The sequence below is a fragment of the Pseudomonas sp. Fl4BN1 genome (assembly GCF_009908285.1).
In the GTDB taxonomy this organism is placed as follows: domain Bacteria; phylum Pseudomonadota; class Gammaproteobacteria; order Pseudomonadales; family Pseudomonadaceae; genus Aquipseudomonas.
Genome location: NZ_JAAARM010000005.1, coordinates 82156 through 98723, shown reverse-complemented (window position 1 = coordinate 98723; position 16568 = coordinate 82156). Strand labels below are relative to the sequence as shown.

15 protein-coding genes are annotated in these 16568 nt (G+C 61.0%); 7 read left to right on the top strand and 8 right to left on the bottom strand.

What is annotated here, in order from left to right; translation table 11 throughout:
• The 4 genes from GV818_RS07560 to GV818_RS07545 all read right to left on the bottom strand — a co-directional run bounded on the left by GV818_RS07560 (position 1) and on the right by GV818_RS07545 (position 4736).
• Positions 1 to 405, bottom strand: a complete 405-nt coding sequence (locus GV818_RS07560; RefSeq protein WP_161755961.1) for an META domain-containing protein — start codon at positions 403 to 405, stop codon at positions 1 to 3.
• Positions 402 to 839, bottom strand: a complete 438-nt coding sequence (locus GV818_RS07555) for a hypothetical protein (protein ID WP_161776250.1) — start codon at positions 837 to 839, stop codon at positions 402 to 404. Before GV818_RS07555 ends, GV818_RS07560 begins: the two co-directional genes overlap by 4 nt.
• A gap of 90 nt (positions 840 to 929) precedes the next feature.
• A complete protein-coding gene (locus tag GV818_RS07550; RefSeq protein WP_161776248.1) occupies positions 930 to 1919 on the bottom strand; it encodes a 2-hydroxyacid dehydrogenase in 990 nt (329 codons plus the stop codon).
• A gap of 63 nt (positions 1920 to 1982) precedes the next feature.
• Positions 1983 to 4736 carry a response regulator gene (locus GV818_RS07545; protein ID WP_161776246.1) on the bottom strand — a complete coding sequence of 918 codons (2754 nt, stop codon included), beginning with the start codon at positions 4734 to 4736 and terminating at the stop codon, positions 1983 to 1985.
• Between the two features lie 218 nt (positions 4737 to 4954).
• Between GV818_RS07545 and GV818_RS07540 the strand changes: the two genes are divergently transcribed.
• From GV818_RS07540 to GV818_RS07510, 7 genes are all read left to right on the top strand, one after another.
• Positions 4955 to 5677, top strand: a complete 723-nt coding sequence (locus GV818_RS07540) for a response regulator transcription factor (protein ID WP_161755957.1) — start codon at positions 4955 to 4957, stop codon at positions 5675 to 5677.
• A complete protein-coding gene (locus GV818_RS07535; protein WP_161776244.1) occupies positions 5664 to 7037 on the top strand; it encodes a sensor histidine kinase in 1374 nt (457 codons plus the stop codon). The genes GV818_RS07540 and GV818_RS07535 overlap by 14 nt, the downstream gene beginning before the upstream one ends.
• 117 nt (positions 7038 to 7154) lie before the next feature.
• The gene (cysM, locus tag GV818_RS07530; protein ID WP_161755955.1) at positions 7155 to 8057 is read left to right on the top strand and encodes a cysteine synthase CysM; all 903 of its coding nucleotides are present in this window, start codon (positions 7155 to 7157) and stop codon (positions 8055 to 8057) included.
• Positions 8057 to 9409, top strand: a complete 1353-nt coding sequence (gene rlmD, locus GV818_RS07525; protein WP_161755954.1) for a 23S rRNA (uracil(1939)-C(5))-methyltransferase RlmD — start codon at positions 8057 to 8059, stop codon at positions 9407 to 9409. Before cysM ends, rlmD begins: the two co-directional genes overlap by 1 nt.
• A 122-nt stretch (positions 9410 to 9531) precedes the next feature.
• On the top strand, positions 9532 to 11775 hold the full coding sequence (relA, locus tag GV818_RS07520; protein WP_161776242.1) for a GTP diphosphokinase: 2244 nt from the start codon (positions 9532 to 9534) through the stop codon (positions 11773 to 11775).
• A gap of 24 nt (positions 11776 to 11799) precedes the next feature.
• Positions 11800 to 12633, top strand: a complete 834-nt coding sequence (gene mazG / locus GV818_RS07515; RefSeq protein ID WP_161776240.1) for a nucleoside triphosphate pyrophosphohydrolase — start codon at positions 11800 to 11802, stop codon at positions 12631 to 12633.
• Positions 12634 to 12659: 26 nt separating this feature from the next.
• Positions 12660 to 13199 (top strand): DUF2058 domain-containing protein, encoded by a 540-nt coding sequence (locus tag GV818_RS07510; protein WP_161755951.1) that lies wholly within the window; start codon positions 12660 to 12662, stop codon positions 13197 to 13199.
• A gap of 101 nt (positions 13200 to 13300) precedes the next feature.
• Here the strand turns inward: GV818_RS07510 and GV818_RS07505 are convergent, their stop codons facing one another.
• From GV818_RS07505 to purM, 4 genes are all read right to left on the bottom strand, one after another.
• The gene (locus GV818_RS07505) at positions 13301 to 13489 is read right to left on the bottom strand and encodes a hypothetical protein (protein WP_161755950.1); all 189 of its coding nucleotides are present in this window, start codon (positions 13487 to 13489) and stop codon (positions 13301 to 13303) included.
• 284 nt (positions 13490 to 13773) lie between these two features.
• Positions 13774 to 14487, bottom strand: coding sequence for a DUF3108 domain-containing protein (locus GV818_RS07500; RefSeq protein ID WP_161755949.1), 714 nt, complete (start codon positions 14485 to 14487; stop codon positions 13774 to 13776).
• Positions 14488 to 14495: 8 nt separating this feature from the next.
• On the bottom strand, positions 14496 to 15146 hold the full coding sequence (gene purN / locus GV818_RS07495) for a phosphoribosylglycinamide formyltransferase (protein WP_161776238.1): 651 nt from the start codon (positions 15144 to 15146) through the stop codon (positions 14496 to 14498).
• Positions 15147 to 15157: 11 nt separating this feature from the next.
• Positions 15158 to 16216 (bottom strand): phosphoribosylformylglycinamidine cyclo-ligase, encoded by a 1059-nt coding sequence (gene purM, locus GV818_RS07490; protein WP_161755948.1) that lies wholly within the window; start codon positions 16214 to 16216, stop codon positions 15158 to 15160.
• Between the last annotated feature and the right edge of the window lie 352 nt (positions 16217 to 16568).

The window sequence follows — 16568 nt, the reverse complement described above, 5'->3', positions numbered from 1 at the left end:
TCAGCCTTCTTCCAGCCACCAGCGCAGCGGTTTGCCTTCGGCCGGCCAGAAACGCAGCTGTTCGATCGGTGAGACATCCCAGCGCTCGACGGTTTCCAGTGCCTGGAGGAAACGCCGCTCCTGCTCCATCAATGCCGGAGCGCAGAGTTTGCGGGTGCTGCCCACCTTGCCGAAGCTGAGCTTGTCTGCATCAAGGGTGTAAGGCGCGAACCAGTGGTTGCAGCCACCATTGCCATAGGCACGGCCATCGGCGCCCAGAGTGATGGTCAGGTGGCTGTAATCGATGAGCGGCCGCTCACCGATCCATTCCAGGACGTAACTGCGATCTTGCTGCAGCTTCAGCGGCTCGGCGGCGCAGCCCATCAGGCTGGCCCCCAGTGCCGCAGTCAGCGCCAGGTGTTTCATTGTCCGGCCTGCTGGCATTTCGGGCAGAGGTGGCGTTCGCCCTCGCTGGCCCAGCCCAGTTCGGCAATCCGAGCGCTGGCTGCAGGCTTCTGAGCCTTGTTGCCGAGCTTGGCGTCTACCGCGAACTCGAAATTGAGTTCGGCGGCGCAGCTGTCGCAGTTGACTTGCCATTGATGAATTGCCAGTTCACCGAACACCGGGCCACGGGCCACGGCGACCCACTGGCCGAGTGGATTGATCAGGTGGCGGACGGTCTCTACCGTCAGGCGCATGGACAAGTCCTTGCTGCCCTTGAGGGTAACCAGTAGCACGTCGTCGGTACGGATCGAGCCACCGTTACCGGTGACTTGATAGCGCCCCGGCACCAGGGCGCGGCATTCGATCAGGGTGTGTTGCGGGTTCATCAGGTTGTAGCGGAAATCGTGTTCGACCATGGGTCCTCCAAATCTGCCGCGTATGCTAGCACGGGCCCCTGGGCCGCAGGTTGCGGGCTGATGACCTTCGATCAGCCCGTGCCGGGGATTTTAGCCATGGACCTGATTCTGTGGCTGGCCCGCGGCCCAACTGGCGATGTTGTGCAGCGTGGTGTCGGCGATGGCTGCCAAGGCTTCGTGGGTCAGGAATGCCTGGTGCGCGGTCACTATCACATTGGGAAAGGTCAGCAGCCGAGCCAGTACATCATCCTGCAACGGCAGGTCGGAACGGTCCTCGAAGAACAGTTGGGCCTCTTCTTCGTAGACATCCAGCCCCAGATAGCCCAGTTGGCCGCTTTTCAGGGCTTCGATCAACGCCGGTGTGTCCACCAGTCCGCCGCGGCCGGTATTGATCAGCATCGCTCCCGGTTGCATGTGCGCCAGGCTTTCCTGGTTGATCAGGTAACGACTGTCGTCGGTCAGCGGGCAGTGCAGGCTGATGATCTGCGCCTGGGCCAGTAGTTCCGGCAGGCTCAGGTAACGGGCTCCGAGGGCTTCGACGGCGGGATTGGGAAAGGGATCGTAGGCCAGCAGTTGGCAACCGAAGCCGGCCATGATGCGGGCGAAGGTGGCGCCAATCTGCCCGGTACCGACAATCCCCACGGTCTTGCCCACCAGGTCGAAGCCGGTCAGGCCGTGCAGGGTAAAGTCGCCTTCGCGGGTACGGTTGTAGGCTCGGTGCAGGCGGCGGTTCAACGCCAGGATCAAGGCGACGGCATGTTCGGCCACCGCATGCGGTGAATAGGCCGGGACCCTTACTACATCCAGGCCCAGGCGCTTGGCTGCCGGCAGGTCGACGTGATTGTACCCCGCCGAGCGCAGGGCGATCAGCCGCGTGCCGCCGGCTGCCAGTTGTTCCAGTACCGGGGCGCTAAGATCATCGTTGATAAAGGCACACACCACTTCGTGGCGTTCGGCCAGGGCCACGGTGTCCAGGCTCAGGCGGGCGGCCTGGAATTGCAGCTCAATGCCTGCTGGCAGGTGGGTACCGAGAAAACTCTCACGGTCATAATTCTGGCTGCTGAAAAGAATCGTCCGCATGCTTGCATCCTTGTTCAAGGCGCTCAGCATGAAGGCTGGGCGCCGGGCGGGTCTTGCTCTGGGTCAGGCGTTGCTCCGTGCCGCGGTGGCCAGGCGGCCGATGGCATGGTCCAGTTCATCCAGTGCGGCAAAGGCCTTGTTGTCTTCCTGCTTGAGCAGGGTTTCGCTGCGCTGGCAGGCCGCACGCAACTGCGGTACTCCACAATAACGGGTGGCGCCGTGCAGCCGATGGACGCGTTCGATCAGCGTGCCATGGTCATTGGCGGCCCGCGCTACGTTGATCGCTTCGCGATCGGCCTCAAGGGATGCCAGTAGCATGGCCAGCATGTCGGCTGCCAGATCGGCCTTGCCGGCCGCCAGGCGCAGGCCTTCGTCCGCATCCAGCACCTGCAGTTGCTGTCCCAGCTCCGGGCGTTCACCGGCCCGCTCCGAGCCTTGGTTACGCAGCGCCAGGCCGGTCCATTTCAGAACGACCTGGGCCAGTTGCCGCTCACTGATGGGTTTGGTCAGGTAGTCGTCCATGCCGCTTTGCAGCAGGGCGCGTTTTTCGTTGGCCATGGCATGAGCGGTGAGGGCGACAATGGGCAGTGGCGTGCCGTGGCGCTCGCTTTCCCATTGACGGATCGCCTCGGTACTTTGCCGACCGTCCATGCCGGGCATCTGTACATCCATCATCACCAGGTCAAAAGGCTCGTTCTGGATCGCGTTCAACGCAGCGTAGCCGTTGTCCACCGCCAGTACCTTGGCGCCCATGTCTTCCAAGAGGGTCTGGATTAGCAGCAGGTTGGCCGGGTTGTCGTCGACGCACAGGACCCGTGGCGCGCGACTGGAGAGAGGCTCTTCCGGTTCGCTGCGGGCCCGGCGTGGAATGACCAGGTCGGACAGGGCACGGCGCAGTTTTCGGGTACAGGCCGGCTTGGCCTGCAACTGGCTGTGAGGATTGGGCACCGAAAGCTGGAACAGTGTTTGTTCGGTGGTCGGGCACAATACCAGGACCTTGCAACCCAGATGCTCCAGGTCCCAGATATGCTGGCTCAGGCGCTCCGGTGACATGTCGTTGCTGGTGATCCCGAGTACCGCGAGGTCGATGGCCTGATCACTTTGATGCACCCCGGTAATACCATTGGTCAGGGCCTCCAGGGTGTTGAACGGCGTCACTTCCAGGCCGCAGTCCTCCAGTTGGTGCAGCAGGGCCTGACGCGCCAGTTCGTGATTTTCCAGTACCGCTACGCGCCGCCCCAGCAGTGGCGGGCCGGGCAGGTCCTCGGCATCGTCACGGGTTTTCGGCAGGTTCAGGCTGATCCAGAATTCCGAGCCTTCACCCGGTGTGCTGTCGACCCCGATTTCGCCGCCCATCTGTTCGATCAGGCGTTTGGAGATCACCAGTCCCAGGCCAGTGCCGCCAGGTTGTCGCGACAGCGAGTTGTCGGCCTGGCTGAAGGCCTGGAACAGGGCGCGCACGTCCTGGTTCGACAGACCGATGCCGGTGTCCTGGATGCTGATGCGCAGTTGCACACTGTCTTCGTGTTCTTCTTCAAGCATGGCGCGGGCAACGATGGTGCCTTCGCGGGTGAACTTGATGGCATTGCTCACCAGGTTGGTGAGGATCTGCTTGAGCCGCAACGGATCGCCGATCAGGGACAACGGGGTATCGCGATAGACCAGGCTCACCAGCTCCAGCTGTTTGGCATGGGCGGCCGGAGCGAGGATGGTCAAGGTGTCTTGCAGCAGATCCCGAAGGTTGAACGGAATGCTGTCGAGCACCAGTTTGCCGGCTTCGATTTTCGAGAAGTCGAGGATCTCGTTGATGATTCCCAACAGGCTGTCGGCGGACTTTTCGATGGTGCCCAGGTAATCCAACTGACGGGGCGTCAGCTCGCTTTTCTGCAGCAAATGGGTGAAGCCGAGAATGCCGTTGAGCGGCGTGCGGATCTCGTGGCTCATGTTGGCCAGGAACTCCGACTTGATCCGGCTGGCCTCCAGGGCCTCTTTGCGCGCCAGATCCAGCTCGATGTTCTGGATCTCGATGGTTTCCAGGTTCTGGCGCACGTCTTCGGTGGCTTGATCGATGCTGTGTTGCAGTTCTTCATGGGCATTTTGCAGGGTGCCGGCCATACGGTTGATGCCGGAGGCCAGCTCATCCAGCTCCTGGCTGCCCAAGGGTGGCAGGCGAGTTTCCAGGTTGCCATCCTTGAGTTGCGCCACGGCCTGCTTGATCTGGCTCAGCGGAGTATTGATGGTCCGCCCCATGCGTACCGCCAGCAGGGCGGTGATTCCAAGGCCGGTGGCGATCAGCAGCAGGCTGGCGAACAGACTGCGATAGCCGCGCAGCAGCATGCCGCTGTGGGACAGCTCCAGTTCGACCCAGCCCAGTAGGCGGTCGGACTCATCGGGAATCAGGTCGCCGGCGAGGTTGCGGTGACGGCCGAAGACCGGCAGTTGATAGCGGGTCGCGTCATTGCCGGTGCGTTGCAGCATGTGGGTGTTGTTACCGCTGGGCGGCGGATTGAGCATGCTGGGGCCGGCGTGGGCCATGAGCGTGCGATCAGGGGCGAGCAACGACACTGCGCGTACGTCTTGCTGCTCCAGGGCCTGGGTGGCAATGCGTTCGAGCATCAGGGTGTTGTGATTGCCCATCGCCGGGGCTACCAGGGAGGCCAGTTGCTCGGCGATCATTTCGCCGCGTTGCAGCAGTTGGGTCTGCAGGTCCGAGAGCTGCATCCAGGTGAAGTAGCCGCCCAGCACCAAGGCCATCAGGCTGGTTGGCAACAAGGTCAGCAACAGTACGCGGCCTTTGATTCCCAGTTTCTTGAGCACGCAACTCTCCTGCTTCCACGCTGTTTTGAAAGGTCGACGGGCACGTCCGTGATGCGCCACCTGCGCAGTGTAACGATTTGCCGGGGGCTGATCTTGGCAAATTGCGTTCCGCCAGCCGAGCACCTGCAGGAGGCGAGGGGGCTGCGACCAAGGCATTGGTTGCCGCGATCCAGGCAATCTTGAATAATTGCTCAATTGAGAATTACTTGCAGAAGCCAATGACTCCCGTATCTGTTGAGCCTCCCCGCATCCTGACCATTGAAGACGACCCAGTGCTTGGTGCCTACGTGCATGAACAGTTGGGGCGCTGCGGTTTTGCCGTGACTTGGTGCCAGAACGGTCTGGAAGGCTTGGGGATTGCCCGTCGACAGGCCTTCGATGTGGTGCTGATGGACATCCTGTTGCCGGGGATGGACGGTTTGACGGTGCTGACGCATTTTCGTCAGAGCCATTCGACCCCGGTATTGCTGATGTCGGCCTTGGGGGCGGAAGCCGATCGCATCAGTGGTTTTCGCCTGGGGGCCGATGACTATCTGCCCAAGCCGTTCAGCATGGCCGAGTTGCGGGTGCGCATCGAGGCCATCTTGCGACGGGTGGCATTGGATCGACGCCCAACGCCGCCGGTGCTCAGCAGCAATTTGCAGAGCCTGCGATTCGATGATGAATTGTGTGATGTGTTCTTTGCCGAACAATGGGCGGGCCTGACCCGCAGCGAATTCCGTCTCCTGGAAACCTTGCATCGCAATGCCGACGAGGTGCTGAGCAAGGCCTTCCTCTATCAACATGTGTTGCAGCGTGGCTATGCGGCTCACGATCGCAGCCTGGACATGCATGTCAGTCAGATTCGCCGCAAGCTCAAGGCGTTGGGTTACAGCGAGCGTGAAGTGCGGACGGTGTGGGGCAAGGGGTATGTGCTGAGTGCCTTCGATGAAGTGGTCTAGCCTGCCCGGTCGGCATTCATTGTTCTGGAAGCTGGCGCTGTTGCTGGTGGCTTTCTGTCTGCTGATGATTTGGCTGAGCTGGTCCTGGGGGCGTTATGTGGAGCAGCGGAACCTGTACCTCTCTGATGAGGCCCGGGTCACTCTCGGCACCTATGCGCGGCAGGCCGAGCAAGCTTGGAAGAGCGGGCAGAATACCGGGGTCGATGCCTGGATTCAGCAAATGGCCAGCCGGGAAAAGAGCTGGATCGGGGTCATTGGCAGTGACCTGCAATCGTTGAGCAGCTATCCGCTGACCCCGAAAGAAGCTCAGCACCTGACCTTTCTGCGGAGCGCGGATTGGCCGGTGAGCCGGCATGCTCGTGGCCTGCCGTGGCTGAACATTCCATTCCCCGATGATCCGTCCCTCGGCAGCCTGGTGATCGAGTTGCCGCAACGCTTCATGCCGGGGCGTTATCGGTTGTTCTGGCAGGTGGTGACCAACGGGGTGATCCCGGGGCTGTTCACGCTGTTGCTGTGTGTCGGCCTGTACCGCTTGCTGGTGGTGCCGCTGAATCAGTTGCGCGAGCAGGCCAATGCCTGGCGTGCGGAACAATTGAACGCGCGGCTGTCCACTGAAACGACTCAGCGCAAGGATGAGTTGGGAGATCTGGGGCGGGCGTTCGATCAGATGTCCGAGCGCTTGCAAAGCACCGTGGCGGTGCAGCAGCAGTTGCTGCGGGACCTGTCCCACGAACTGCGCACGCCCTTGAGCCGCCTGCGGGTAGCGTGCGACGGCGAGCAGGACCTGGCAGCCCTGCGGGAGCGACTGGCCCGAGAAATCGATGGCATGCAACGCCTGGTGGAGGACAGCCTGCAACTGGCCTGGCTGGACACCGAGCGTGCGCCATTGCCTGAGGAGCAGATCCAGATCCAGGCACTGTGGGAGATGCTCAGCGAGAACGCCTGCTTTGAAAGCGGCTGGTTGCCAGAGCAGTTGCGTTGCCGGTTGGAAGCGGATTGTTGGGTGCGCGGGCATCTCAATAGCCTGGCCCAGGCCCTGGAGAACATCTTGCGCAATGCCATTCGGCATTCACCGCCCGGGGCGTTGGTGGTCCTCGATGGGCGGCGCGATGACGCGTATTGGCATCTGTGGCTGGATGATCAGGGGCCGGGGGTGGCCGAGTCGGAGCTGGAGCGGATCTTCGCTCCCTTCATTCGTCTCGACGGATCGCGACCCGGAGATGGTGGTTTCGGCTTGGGCCTGAGCATTGCGCGCAACGCAGTAGAGCGCCAAGGGGGGCTGCTGTGGGCGCAAAATACAGGGCATGGATTGCGTATCCATCTGCGCCTGCTGGCAGTCAGGTCGCCGGCGCCGGCCTGAGTGCGCTGACTGTCGGCCTTATATCAATAAGCCATAAGCCCCGTACTTTGCGTGATATGGCGCTAGGACGTTTGCCGGTATGATAGGCGCCCCCGCAGTCTGGATTGCGAATACGCCATGACCTTGCAGTACCCAACCATTGCCGATTGCGTCGGCAACACCCCGCTGGTTCGTTTGCAGCGCCTGCCTGGCGCCACCAGCAACATCCTGCTGCTCAAGCTTGAGGGCAATAACCCGGCGGGTTCGGTCAAGGACCGTCCGGCGCTGTCGATGATCACCCGTGCCGAGTTGCGTGGGCAGATCCAGGCCGGCGATACCCTGATCGAAGCGACCTCGGGCAATACCGGGATCGCCCTGGCCATGGCTGCGGCGATCAAGGGTTACAAGATGATCCTGATCATGCCCGACAACTCCAGCGCCGAGCGCAAGGCGGCGATGACTGCCTATGGCGCCGAACTGATCCTGGTGAGTCAGGAACAGGGCATGGAAGGCGCCCGGGACCTGGCAGAGCGGATGCAGGCCGAAGGCCGCGGCAAGGTGCTCGACCAGTTTGCCAACGGTGATAATCCGCAGGCCCATTACACCGGCACCGGCCCAGAGATCTGGCGCCAGACCGAGGGTAGTATCACGCACTTCATCAGCTCGATGGGGACCACTGGCACCATCATGGGAACCTCGCGTTACTTGAAAGAACAGAATCCCGCAGTGCAGATCGTCGGCCTGCAACCGATGGAAGGCTCGGCGATTCCCGGTATCCGTCGTTGGCCCGAGGAGTACCTGCCGAAGATCTATCAAGCCAGTCGCGTCGATCGGATCGTCGACATGGCCCAGAGCGAGGCCGAGGAGGTGACCCGGCGTCTGGCTCGTGAAGAAGGCATTTTCTGCGGTGTGTCCTCCGGCGGTGCGGTAGCGGCGATGCTGCGCTTGTCGCAGGAGGTTGAAAATGCGGTCATGGTCGCGATCATCTGTGACCGTGGCGATCGTTACTTGTCGACCGGTATTTTCGATGCGCCCAATTGATGGCTAAGCACGAGAGAGGCCTGCGCTTCCAGCCTGCTGGCGGCACCCGGGCGCCACAGGTTCCTGTGGGCAAAAAACAGCGTCTGAGCATCCAGCGCTTGGCCAACGACGGTCGCGGCATTGCCTTTGTCGAGGGGCGCACCTGGTTCGTCAGCGGTGCCCTGGCCGGTGAAGAAGTCGAAGCGCGAGTGTTGGGCGCCCACGGCAAAGTGGTGGAGGCCCGTACCGAGCGGGTTTTCAGCGCCAGCGAACTGCGCCGTCCGGCGGCTTGTGCTCATGCCGGGCGTTGCGGCGGGTGCAGCGTCCAGCATTTGCCCCATGCAGAACAGCTTGCCCTGAAACAGCGCATGCTTGCTGAGCAGTTGAGCAAGATCGCGGGTGTTGAACCCGAGGTTTGGGCGGCGCCCTTGAGTGGCCCGGAGTTCGGTTATCGACGTCGTGCCCGGGTGGCGGTGCGCTGGGATGCCAAGGGCAAGCACCTGGCAGTTGGGTTCCGTGCTGCCGGCAGCCAGGACATTGTCGCCATCGACGATTGCCCGGTGTTGGTACAGGCATTGCAGCCCATCATGAGCCGCTTGCCGGCGATGCTGCGACGCTTGAGCAAACCTCAGGCGCTGGGGCATGTGGAGCTGTTCAGTGGCTCGGCCCTGGCTGTGCTGCTACGGCATATGGCGCCTTTGTCCGAGAGTGATCTTGGAATCCTCAAGGACTTCTGCGACTTCCATCAAGCGCAGTTGTGGTTGCACGGTGAAGGCGAGCCGCAGCCGTTCGATCCATCACAGGCTCTGGGTTATCGCCTGGAATCGTGGGATCTGCAGCTGGCTTATCGGCCTGGAGACTTCGTCCAGGTCAATGCCGGGGTCAACGAAGCCATGGTGGCCCAGGCCCTGGAGTGGTTGGCGCCACAAGCCCACGAACGGGTGCTGGACCTGTTCTGTGGCCTGGGCAACTTTGCCTTGCCGTTGGCCCGACAGGTACGGGAAGTGGTGGCGGTGGAAGGCGTGGCAACCATGGTGGCGCGAGCCGCGGAAAATGCTCTCAGCAACAATTTGCATAACACGCGCTTTTTTCAAGCCGATTTATCCCAGCCTCTGAGTGCTGCCGAGTGGGCCGATGAAGGCTTTTCTGCGGTACTCTTGGACCCACCCCGTGACGGTGCTTTCGAGGTGGTCCGCCAGTTGGCGAGCCTGGGTGCCAAACGGTTGGTGTATGTGTCATGCAACCCGGCAACTTTGGCCCGTGACACGGTCGAATTGATCAAGCAGGGCTATCGGTTAAAACGTGCCGGGATTCTCGATATGTTTCCTCAGACGGCGCATGTCGAGGCCATGGCGTTATTCGAAGCGAGCTAGGATGGCTTGTCTAATCCGACTGGCCTGTCAGGCATGGCTCGCTGGCCCTGCGAGCAAGGCCTGACAGTTGAAGGTCAGCGATTTGACGCATTGAATGTGCGTCGTAGGGAAGGTAAAGCAAGATGGTACAGGTGAGAGCGCACCAGCCGATCAACACCGACGGCAGTATCAATCTCGAGGCATGGCTCGATCATACGGTCAGCGTCGATGTGGCACTGGATCGTGAAGCCTTGAAAGAAGCCTGCGAGTTCGCTCGTGAGGCAGAGTTGCAACACATCGCGGTCAAGGGGCAGAGCTCCGAGGATGTGTCGAGTTTCAGTACCGGCCTGGGGATCGCAGAGATCCTCGCCGACCTCAAGCTGGATCAGGATTCGCTGGTTGCCGCGGTGCTGTACCGCGGCGTCCGTGAAGGCCAGATCCAGTTGCCGGCGGTCAGCCAGCGCTTTGGTACGGTGGTGGCCAAGCTGATCGATGGCGTGCTGCGCATGGCCGCCATCACCGCCAGTCTCAGTCCCCGTCAATCATTGGTACTTGGCACTCAGGCCCAGGTGGAAAACCTGCGCAAGATGCTGGTGGCCATGGTCGATGATGTGCGGGTCGCACTGATCAAGCTGGCCGAGCGCACCTGCGCCATTCGCGCGGTGAAAAGCGCCGACGAAGAGAAACGCAACCGGGTTGCCCGGGAGGTCTTCGACATTTATGCGCCCCTGGCCCACCGCCTGGGCATTGGGCATATCAAATGGGAACTGGAGGACCTGTCTTTCCGTTACCTGGAGCCCGAGCAGTACAAGCAGATCGCCAAGTTGCTGCATGAGCGGCGCCTGGATCGCGAGCGTTTCATCTCCGACGTGATGAACCAGCTGCAAAACGAACTGCAGGCCACCGGGGTCAATGCGGACATCAGCGGCCGGGCCAAACACATCTATTCCATCTGGCGCAAAATGCAGCGCAAGGGCCTGGAATTCAGTCAGATCTACGATGTGCGTGCAGTGCGGGTGCTGGTGCCGGAAATGCGCGATTGCTATACCGCGCTGGGTATCGTGCATACCCTGTGGCGGCACATTCCCAAGGAGTTCGACGACTACATCGCCAACCCCAAGGAAAACGGCTACCGCTCGCTGCACACTGCGGTGATCGGTCCCGAGGGCAAGGTGCTGGAAGTACAGATCCGCACCCATGCCATGCACGAAGAGGCTGAGCTGGGGGTTTGCGCGCACTGGAAATACAAGGGTACCGACGTCAAGTCCGGTTCCAACCATTACGAAGAGAAAATCTCCTGGTTGCGCCAGGTGCTGGAATGGCACGAGGAGCTGGGGGATATCGGCGGCCTGGCCGAACAGTTGCGGGTGGATATCGAGCCGGACCGGGTGTACATCTTCACCCCTGACGGTCACGCCATCGACCTGCCCAAGGGCGCCACACCGCTGGACTTCGCCTACCGGGTGCACACCGAGATCGGCCATAACTGCCGGGGCGCGAAGATCAACGGGCGCATCGTGCCGCTCAACTACAGCCTGCAGACCGGTGAGCAGGTAGAGATCATCACCAGCAAGCACGGCACCCCGAGCCGCGACTGGCTGAACCCGAACCTGGGTTATGTCACCACTTCCAGGGCGCGGGCGAAGATCGTCCACTGGTTCAAGTTGCAGGCGCGAGACCAGAACGTCGCCGCCGGCAAGACTTTGCTGGAACGCGAGCTGAATCGTCTTGGCCTGCCGCAGGTGGACTTCGACAAGCTGGCCGACAAGGCCAACATGAAGACTGCCGAAGACATGTTCGCAGCCTTGGGGGCGGGCGATCTGCGGCTGGCGCAACTGGTCAACCTGGCCCAGCAGTTGGTGGAGCCCGAGCGCGGTAACGAACAGTTGGAGCTGATCCCACGCAAGGCTACCGGCTACAAGCCAGGCAAGCGTGGCGACATTCAGATTCAGGGTGTGGGCAACCTGATGACTCAGATGGCTGGCTGCTGTCAGCCGTTGCCGGGGGATGCGATCGTCGGTTACATCACCCAGGGCCGGGGCGTGAGCATTCACCGCCAGGATTGCGCTTCGGTGCTGCAGTTATCCGGTCGCGAACCAGAGCGGATTATCCAGGTCAGCTGGGGGCCGGTGCCGGTGCTGACCTATCCGGTGGATATCATCATTCGTGCCTACGACCGTTCCGGCCTGCTGCGTGATGTGTCCCAGGTGCTGCTCAACGAGCGGATCAACGTGCTGGCGGTCAACACCCGCTCGAACAAGGAGGACAACACTGCGTTGATGTCCCTGACCATCGAGATTCCGGGGCTGGACGCGTTGGGACGCCTGTTGGGGCGGATTTCCCAGTTGCCGAACATCATTGAGACCCGGCGCAACCGGACCCCCTGATGCCTGTATGAAATGGATGAACTGATGTACAGCCTTGAAGACCTGCTCCACCTGATGGCGCGCCTGCGGGACCCGCAATACGGCTGCCCCTGGGACATCAAGCAGAATTACGCCAGCATCGTCCCCCATACCCTGGAAGAGGCCTATGAAGTGGCCGACGCTATCGAGCGCGGCGACTTCGACCACTTGCAGGGTGAGCTGGGGGACCTGCTGTTCCAGGTGGTGTATTACAGCCAGCTGGCCCGGGAGGAAGGGCGCTTCGAATTCGACGGAGTGGTGGACAGCATCACTCGCAAACTGATTCGGCGTCACCCTCATGTGTTCCCCACCGGAGATCTGTATGCGTCGCTGGACATCCCGCGGCTCAATGAAGAGCAGGTCAAGGAACGCTGGGAGCAGATCAAGGCCGAGGAGCGCGCGGAGAAGTCCGACGCCCCTCAGCAGTTGTCCTTGCTGGACGATGTGCCGGTAGCCCTGCCGGCCTTGTCCCGCGCCGCCAAGTTGCAAAAGCGTGCGGCCCAGGTCGGTTTCGACTGGCCGGAGACCCTGCCAGTGGTGGACAAGGTCCGCGAGGAACTGGATGAAGTGTTGGAGGCCATGGCCGACAATGACCCGGCAGCGATCACCGATGAAATCGGCGACCTGTTGTTTGTCGTGGTTAACCTGGCCAGGCACCTCAAGGTTGATCCGGAAACGGCCTTGCGTGGCGCCAATGCCAAGTTCGACAGACGCTTTCGATTTATCGAGCAGGCATTGCGCGATACCCGTCGTCCCATGGAAGATTGCACCCTCGAAGAGTTGGATGCCCTGTGGGGCGAAGCCAAACGTCAGGAAAAGAATTTGCCCAGCTGTGGCTGAGGCCGTTGCCTAAGTGAGTAAGTACCATGAGTATTTCCCTTCGCGACCAGTTGCTCAAAGCAGGGCTGGTCAATCAAAAGCAGGCCAAGCAGGTCGGCAAAGACAAGCAGAAGCAGCAGCGTCTGGCCCACAAAGGTCAGATCGAGCTGGATGATTCCCAGCAGCGCGCAGCCCAGGAAGCCATGGCCGAGAAGGTCAAGCGTGACCAGGAGCTCAACCGTCAGCAGCAGGAGAAGGCTGAGCAAAAGGCTCGTGTGGCACAGATCAAGCAGTTGATCGAAGTCTCGCGTTTGCCCAAGCTGACCACTGAGGACTACTACAACTTCGTCGACGACAAGAAGGTCAAGCGCCTGTCGGTGAATACCCTGATGCGCAACAAGCTCAGCAGCGGCTCTCTGGCGATCGTCCATCATGGCGGCGGTTATGAGGTGATTCCACGCGAGGCGGCGCTGAAGATCCAGGAGCGCGACCCGCGTCGTATCGTGCAGCTGAACACGCCTACCGAGGCACCGGATGAGGATGATCCGTATGCGGCCTATCAGATTCCCGATGATCTGATGTGGTAAGCCACCACTGACGAAAAACCCCGCTCATGGCGGGGTTTTTTGTTTATGGGAGAGGCGGGTGATCCGCGTGGAGATCCCGGCACTCCTGCGCTGACGTCGAGTCAGGAACTCTGGGGCGCGCGGTTCTGCTCGAGCTTTTCCAGTTCAGCCTTGTAGCTGTGGGCATCGGTCTCGGAGTGGAACATGCCCACCAGCAAGTCTTGTTGATGTACATCCCAGATCCGTACACCCGCGGCTACGCCTTCATGGGACATATGTGAATCGTCGCGTTCAGTTACTTTTACAGTCATCTGCTAGCTCCAATCTCTGTTGATCTGCAGCAAGGCGTGTGCAGGACTCTGTTATATATTTTGTTAGCTTGCTAAGTAAATTGCCTGGAAATGCAACAGACCCTTGCAGGATTGAAGATAATCCTGTGGCCCGCGGAAACCGTGACATTTGGCCGCAGGGCGGGAAGTTTCATGACAAAAGTTTCATCTTCGCGGCCTTGCTTTACGCTCCAGCGGCCGGGCCTGCCAGTAAATCCAGAGCAAAAAAAAGCCCCGCATTCGCGAGGCTTTGTTCTGTCTCAGGCTCAGCTGCCTTTGACCGTCTTGCCGTTGACGGTGCCGTTGAGGAGCATGATGTTGTACTCCTTGCCGTCGGTTTCCACCTGCTGCAGGCGCACCAGCAGATAATCCCAGTCCTTGGCGAACCACATCACGGTGGTGCGTTTGCTTTGTGTCGGATCGCGCACGCGCTCGACCTTGATTGCATCGATCTGGCCGGCCTTGGTATCGACCTTCTCCGAGCCCAGGACGCGGAAGTCATAGGTATCGACTTCGCCGCCATCGACCACCTGATAGCTCATGGTCTTCTTGCCCGCGGCCACGTCATGCTGCAGGGCCAACTGGTAGGTGGATTTGTCCACCATGCCGCTGTTCAGTGGCAACTTGACCGCATCGCCACGGTCGGTGCCAGTGACCATCTTCGCGTTCCAATCGAAGTCCAGGTCGGCTTTCTTGGCCTTGCCCAGACCGCCACGCTCGAAGTGATAGGACTGGGGCACCAGAGTGTCCTTGTCCAGGGTCAGGGTGCTTTCCTCGCTCAGGCTGGCGATCATCATCGAAGCCTTGAAGCTGAGTTTCCAGGCGCCGCTGGCGGTTTTTTCCAGGCTGCGTTCAGCAGTGCCGCTCATGGGCAGCTGCTTCCAGTCAGCGGTGTAGCTGGCGGAGAACGGGTGAAGGTCTGCCGCCTGCACAGCTGGCAGGGCGAACAGAGCACAAGCGAAGAGCAGGGCGCGACGCATAAAATCTCCTAGGTTCGAATCAAATAGCCGCTGGTGGCCAGTAATTGACCATCCAGTAAAGCACCCTGATCGCCGAGCGTCAGCCGACCTTCGGCAAACCAGCGTACGGCCATGGGGTAAATCCGGTGTTCCTGGGTGTGCACTCGCTGCGCCAGGCTTTGCGGCGAGTCGTGCAACTCTACCGGGATCACAGCCTGTACGACCAGTGGTCCGCCATCGAGTTCCTCGGTGACAAAGTGCACGCTGCAACCGTGCTCGGTGTCTCCGGCCTCCAGCGCACGCTGATGAGTGTGTAACCCTTTGTATTTGGGCAGCAGCGAAGGATGGATATTCAACAGGCGGCCCTGATAGTGGCGGACGAACCCGGCGCTGAGAATGCGCATGAATCCGGCCAGCACCACCAGTTTCGGTTGGAAGGTGTCGATCAGTTCGATCAGCCCTTGATCGAAGGCCTCGCGGCCTTCGAAGGTGGTGTGATCGAGGAAGCGGGTAGCGATACCCGCCTCCTTGGCGCGCTGCAGGCCATAGGCGTCAGCGCGGTTGGAGATCACGGCAGCGATGCGCACCGGACTGTCGTCGGTTTGCGCGCTGTCGATCAGGGCTTGCAGGTTACTGCCGGTGCCGGACAGCAGCACCACAACATCACAGGTCGGCGACATCCGCTCTTGCATCAGTGGGCCTTGAGGTTCTTCAGTTCGACCTGGGCCGCGCCTTCGGCGGCGGCGGCGATCTGGCCGATGACCCAAGGCTGCTCGCCGGCTTCACGCAGGACCTTCAGGGCATTTTCAACCTGGTCCTGAGCTACGCAGATAATCATGCCTACGCCGCAGTTCAGTACGCGGTGCATTTCGTGTTCGTCGACGTTGCCTTTCTCTTGCAACCAATCGAAGACTGCCGGGCGTTTCCAGCTCGCCACGTCGACCACGGCCTGGGCGCCTTTTGGCAGCACGCGCGGGATGTTGTCCAGCAGGCCGCCACCAGTGATGTGGGCCATGGCCTTGACTGCGCCAGTGTCCTTGATCAGCTTCAGCAGCGGTTTGACGTAGATGCGGGTCGGGGCCATCAGCAGCTCGGTCAGTGGCTTGCCGTCCAGCTGGATGCTTTCGATGTCGGCGCCGGAGACTTCGATGATCTTGCGGATCAGCGAGTAGCCGTTGGAGTGCGGGCCGGAGGAAGGCAGGGCCAGCAGGGCATCGCCGGCGGCAACTTTCGAGCCGTCGATGATTTCGGCCTTTTCCACGACGCCGACGCAGAAGCCGGCCAGGTCGTAGTCTTCGCCTTCGTACATGCCAGGCATTTCAGCAGTTTCGCCGCCGACCAGGGAGCAGCCGGAGAGTTCGCAACCTGCACCGATACCGGTCACCACTTGAGCGGCGGTGTCTACGTTCAGCTTGCCGGTCGCATAGTAGTCGAGGAAGAACAGCGGCTCTGCACCACAGACCACCAGGTCGTTGACGCACATGGCCACCAGATCGATGCCGATGCTGTCGTGCTTGTTCAGGTTCAAGGCCAGGCGCAGCTTGGTGCCGACGCCGTCGGTGCCGGAAACCAGTACAGGTTGTTTGTAGCCGGCCGGGATTTCGCAGAGGGCGCCGAAACCGCCCAGGCCGCCCATGACTTCCGGGCGCGCAGTGCGCTTGGCCACGCTCTTGATGCGTTCGACCAATGCTTCACCGGCGTCGATGTCTACACCGGCGTCTTTGTAGCTCAGGGAGGGTTGCTTGCTCATGATCCAGGCCTTTAGGGGGGATTCAGGGGTATCGACCGAACCAGTGAGACTGCCGAAACACTGCGGGCGCAATCGCCGCAAAAATGTTTCAGGGTGCCCAGCTGATGCCGGTCTGCGAAGGCGCGCGATTTTATCAGGCTTGAGGGGCAGCGGCCATCCTCGGGCCGACGGGTAGAGGTATATCGGGTTAAAAAAACCCTGATTGGCCGTGTTGGTGCTCCTGCCCATGCCTGTATAAGGTATAGCGCTCAAGTGGCTATCGTTATGACAGCGCGAAAACAATCGGGCGAGAGGTGAATGTTTCGCCGGGGCTTGTGGTCACAGCCTTGTTCGCAGTGAGTCATGCGCGCTG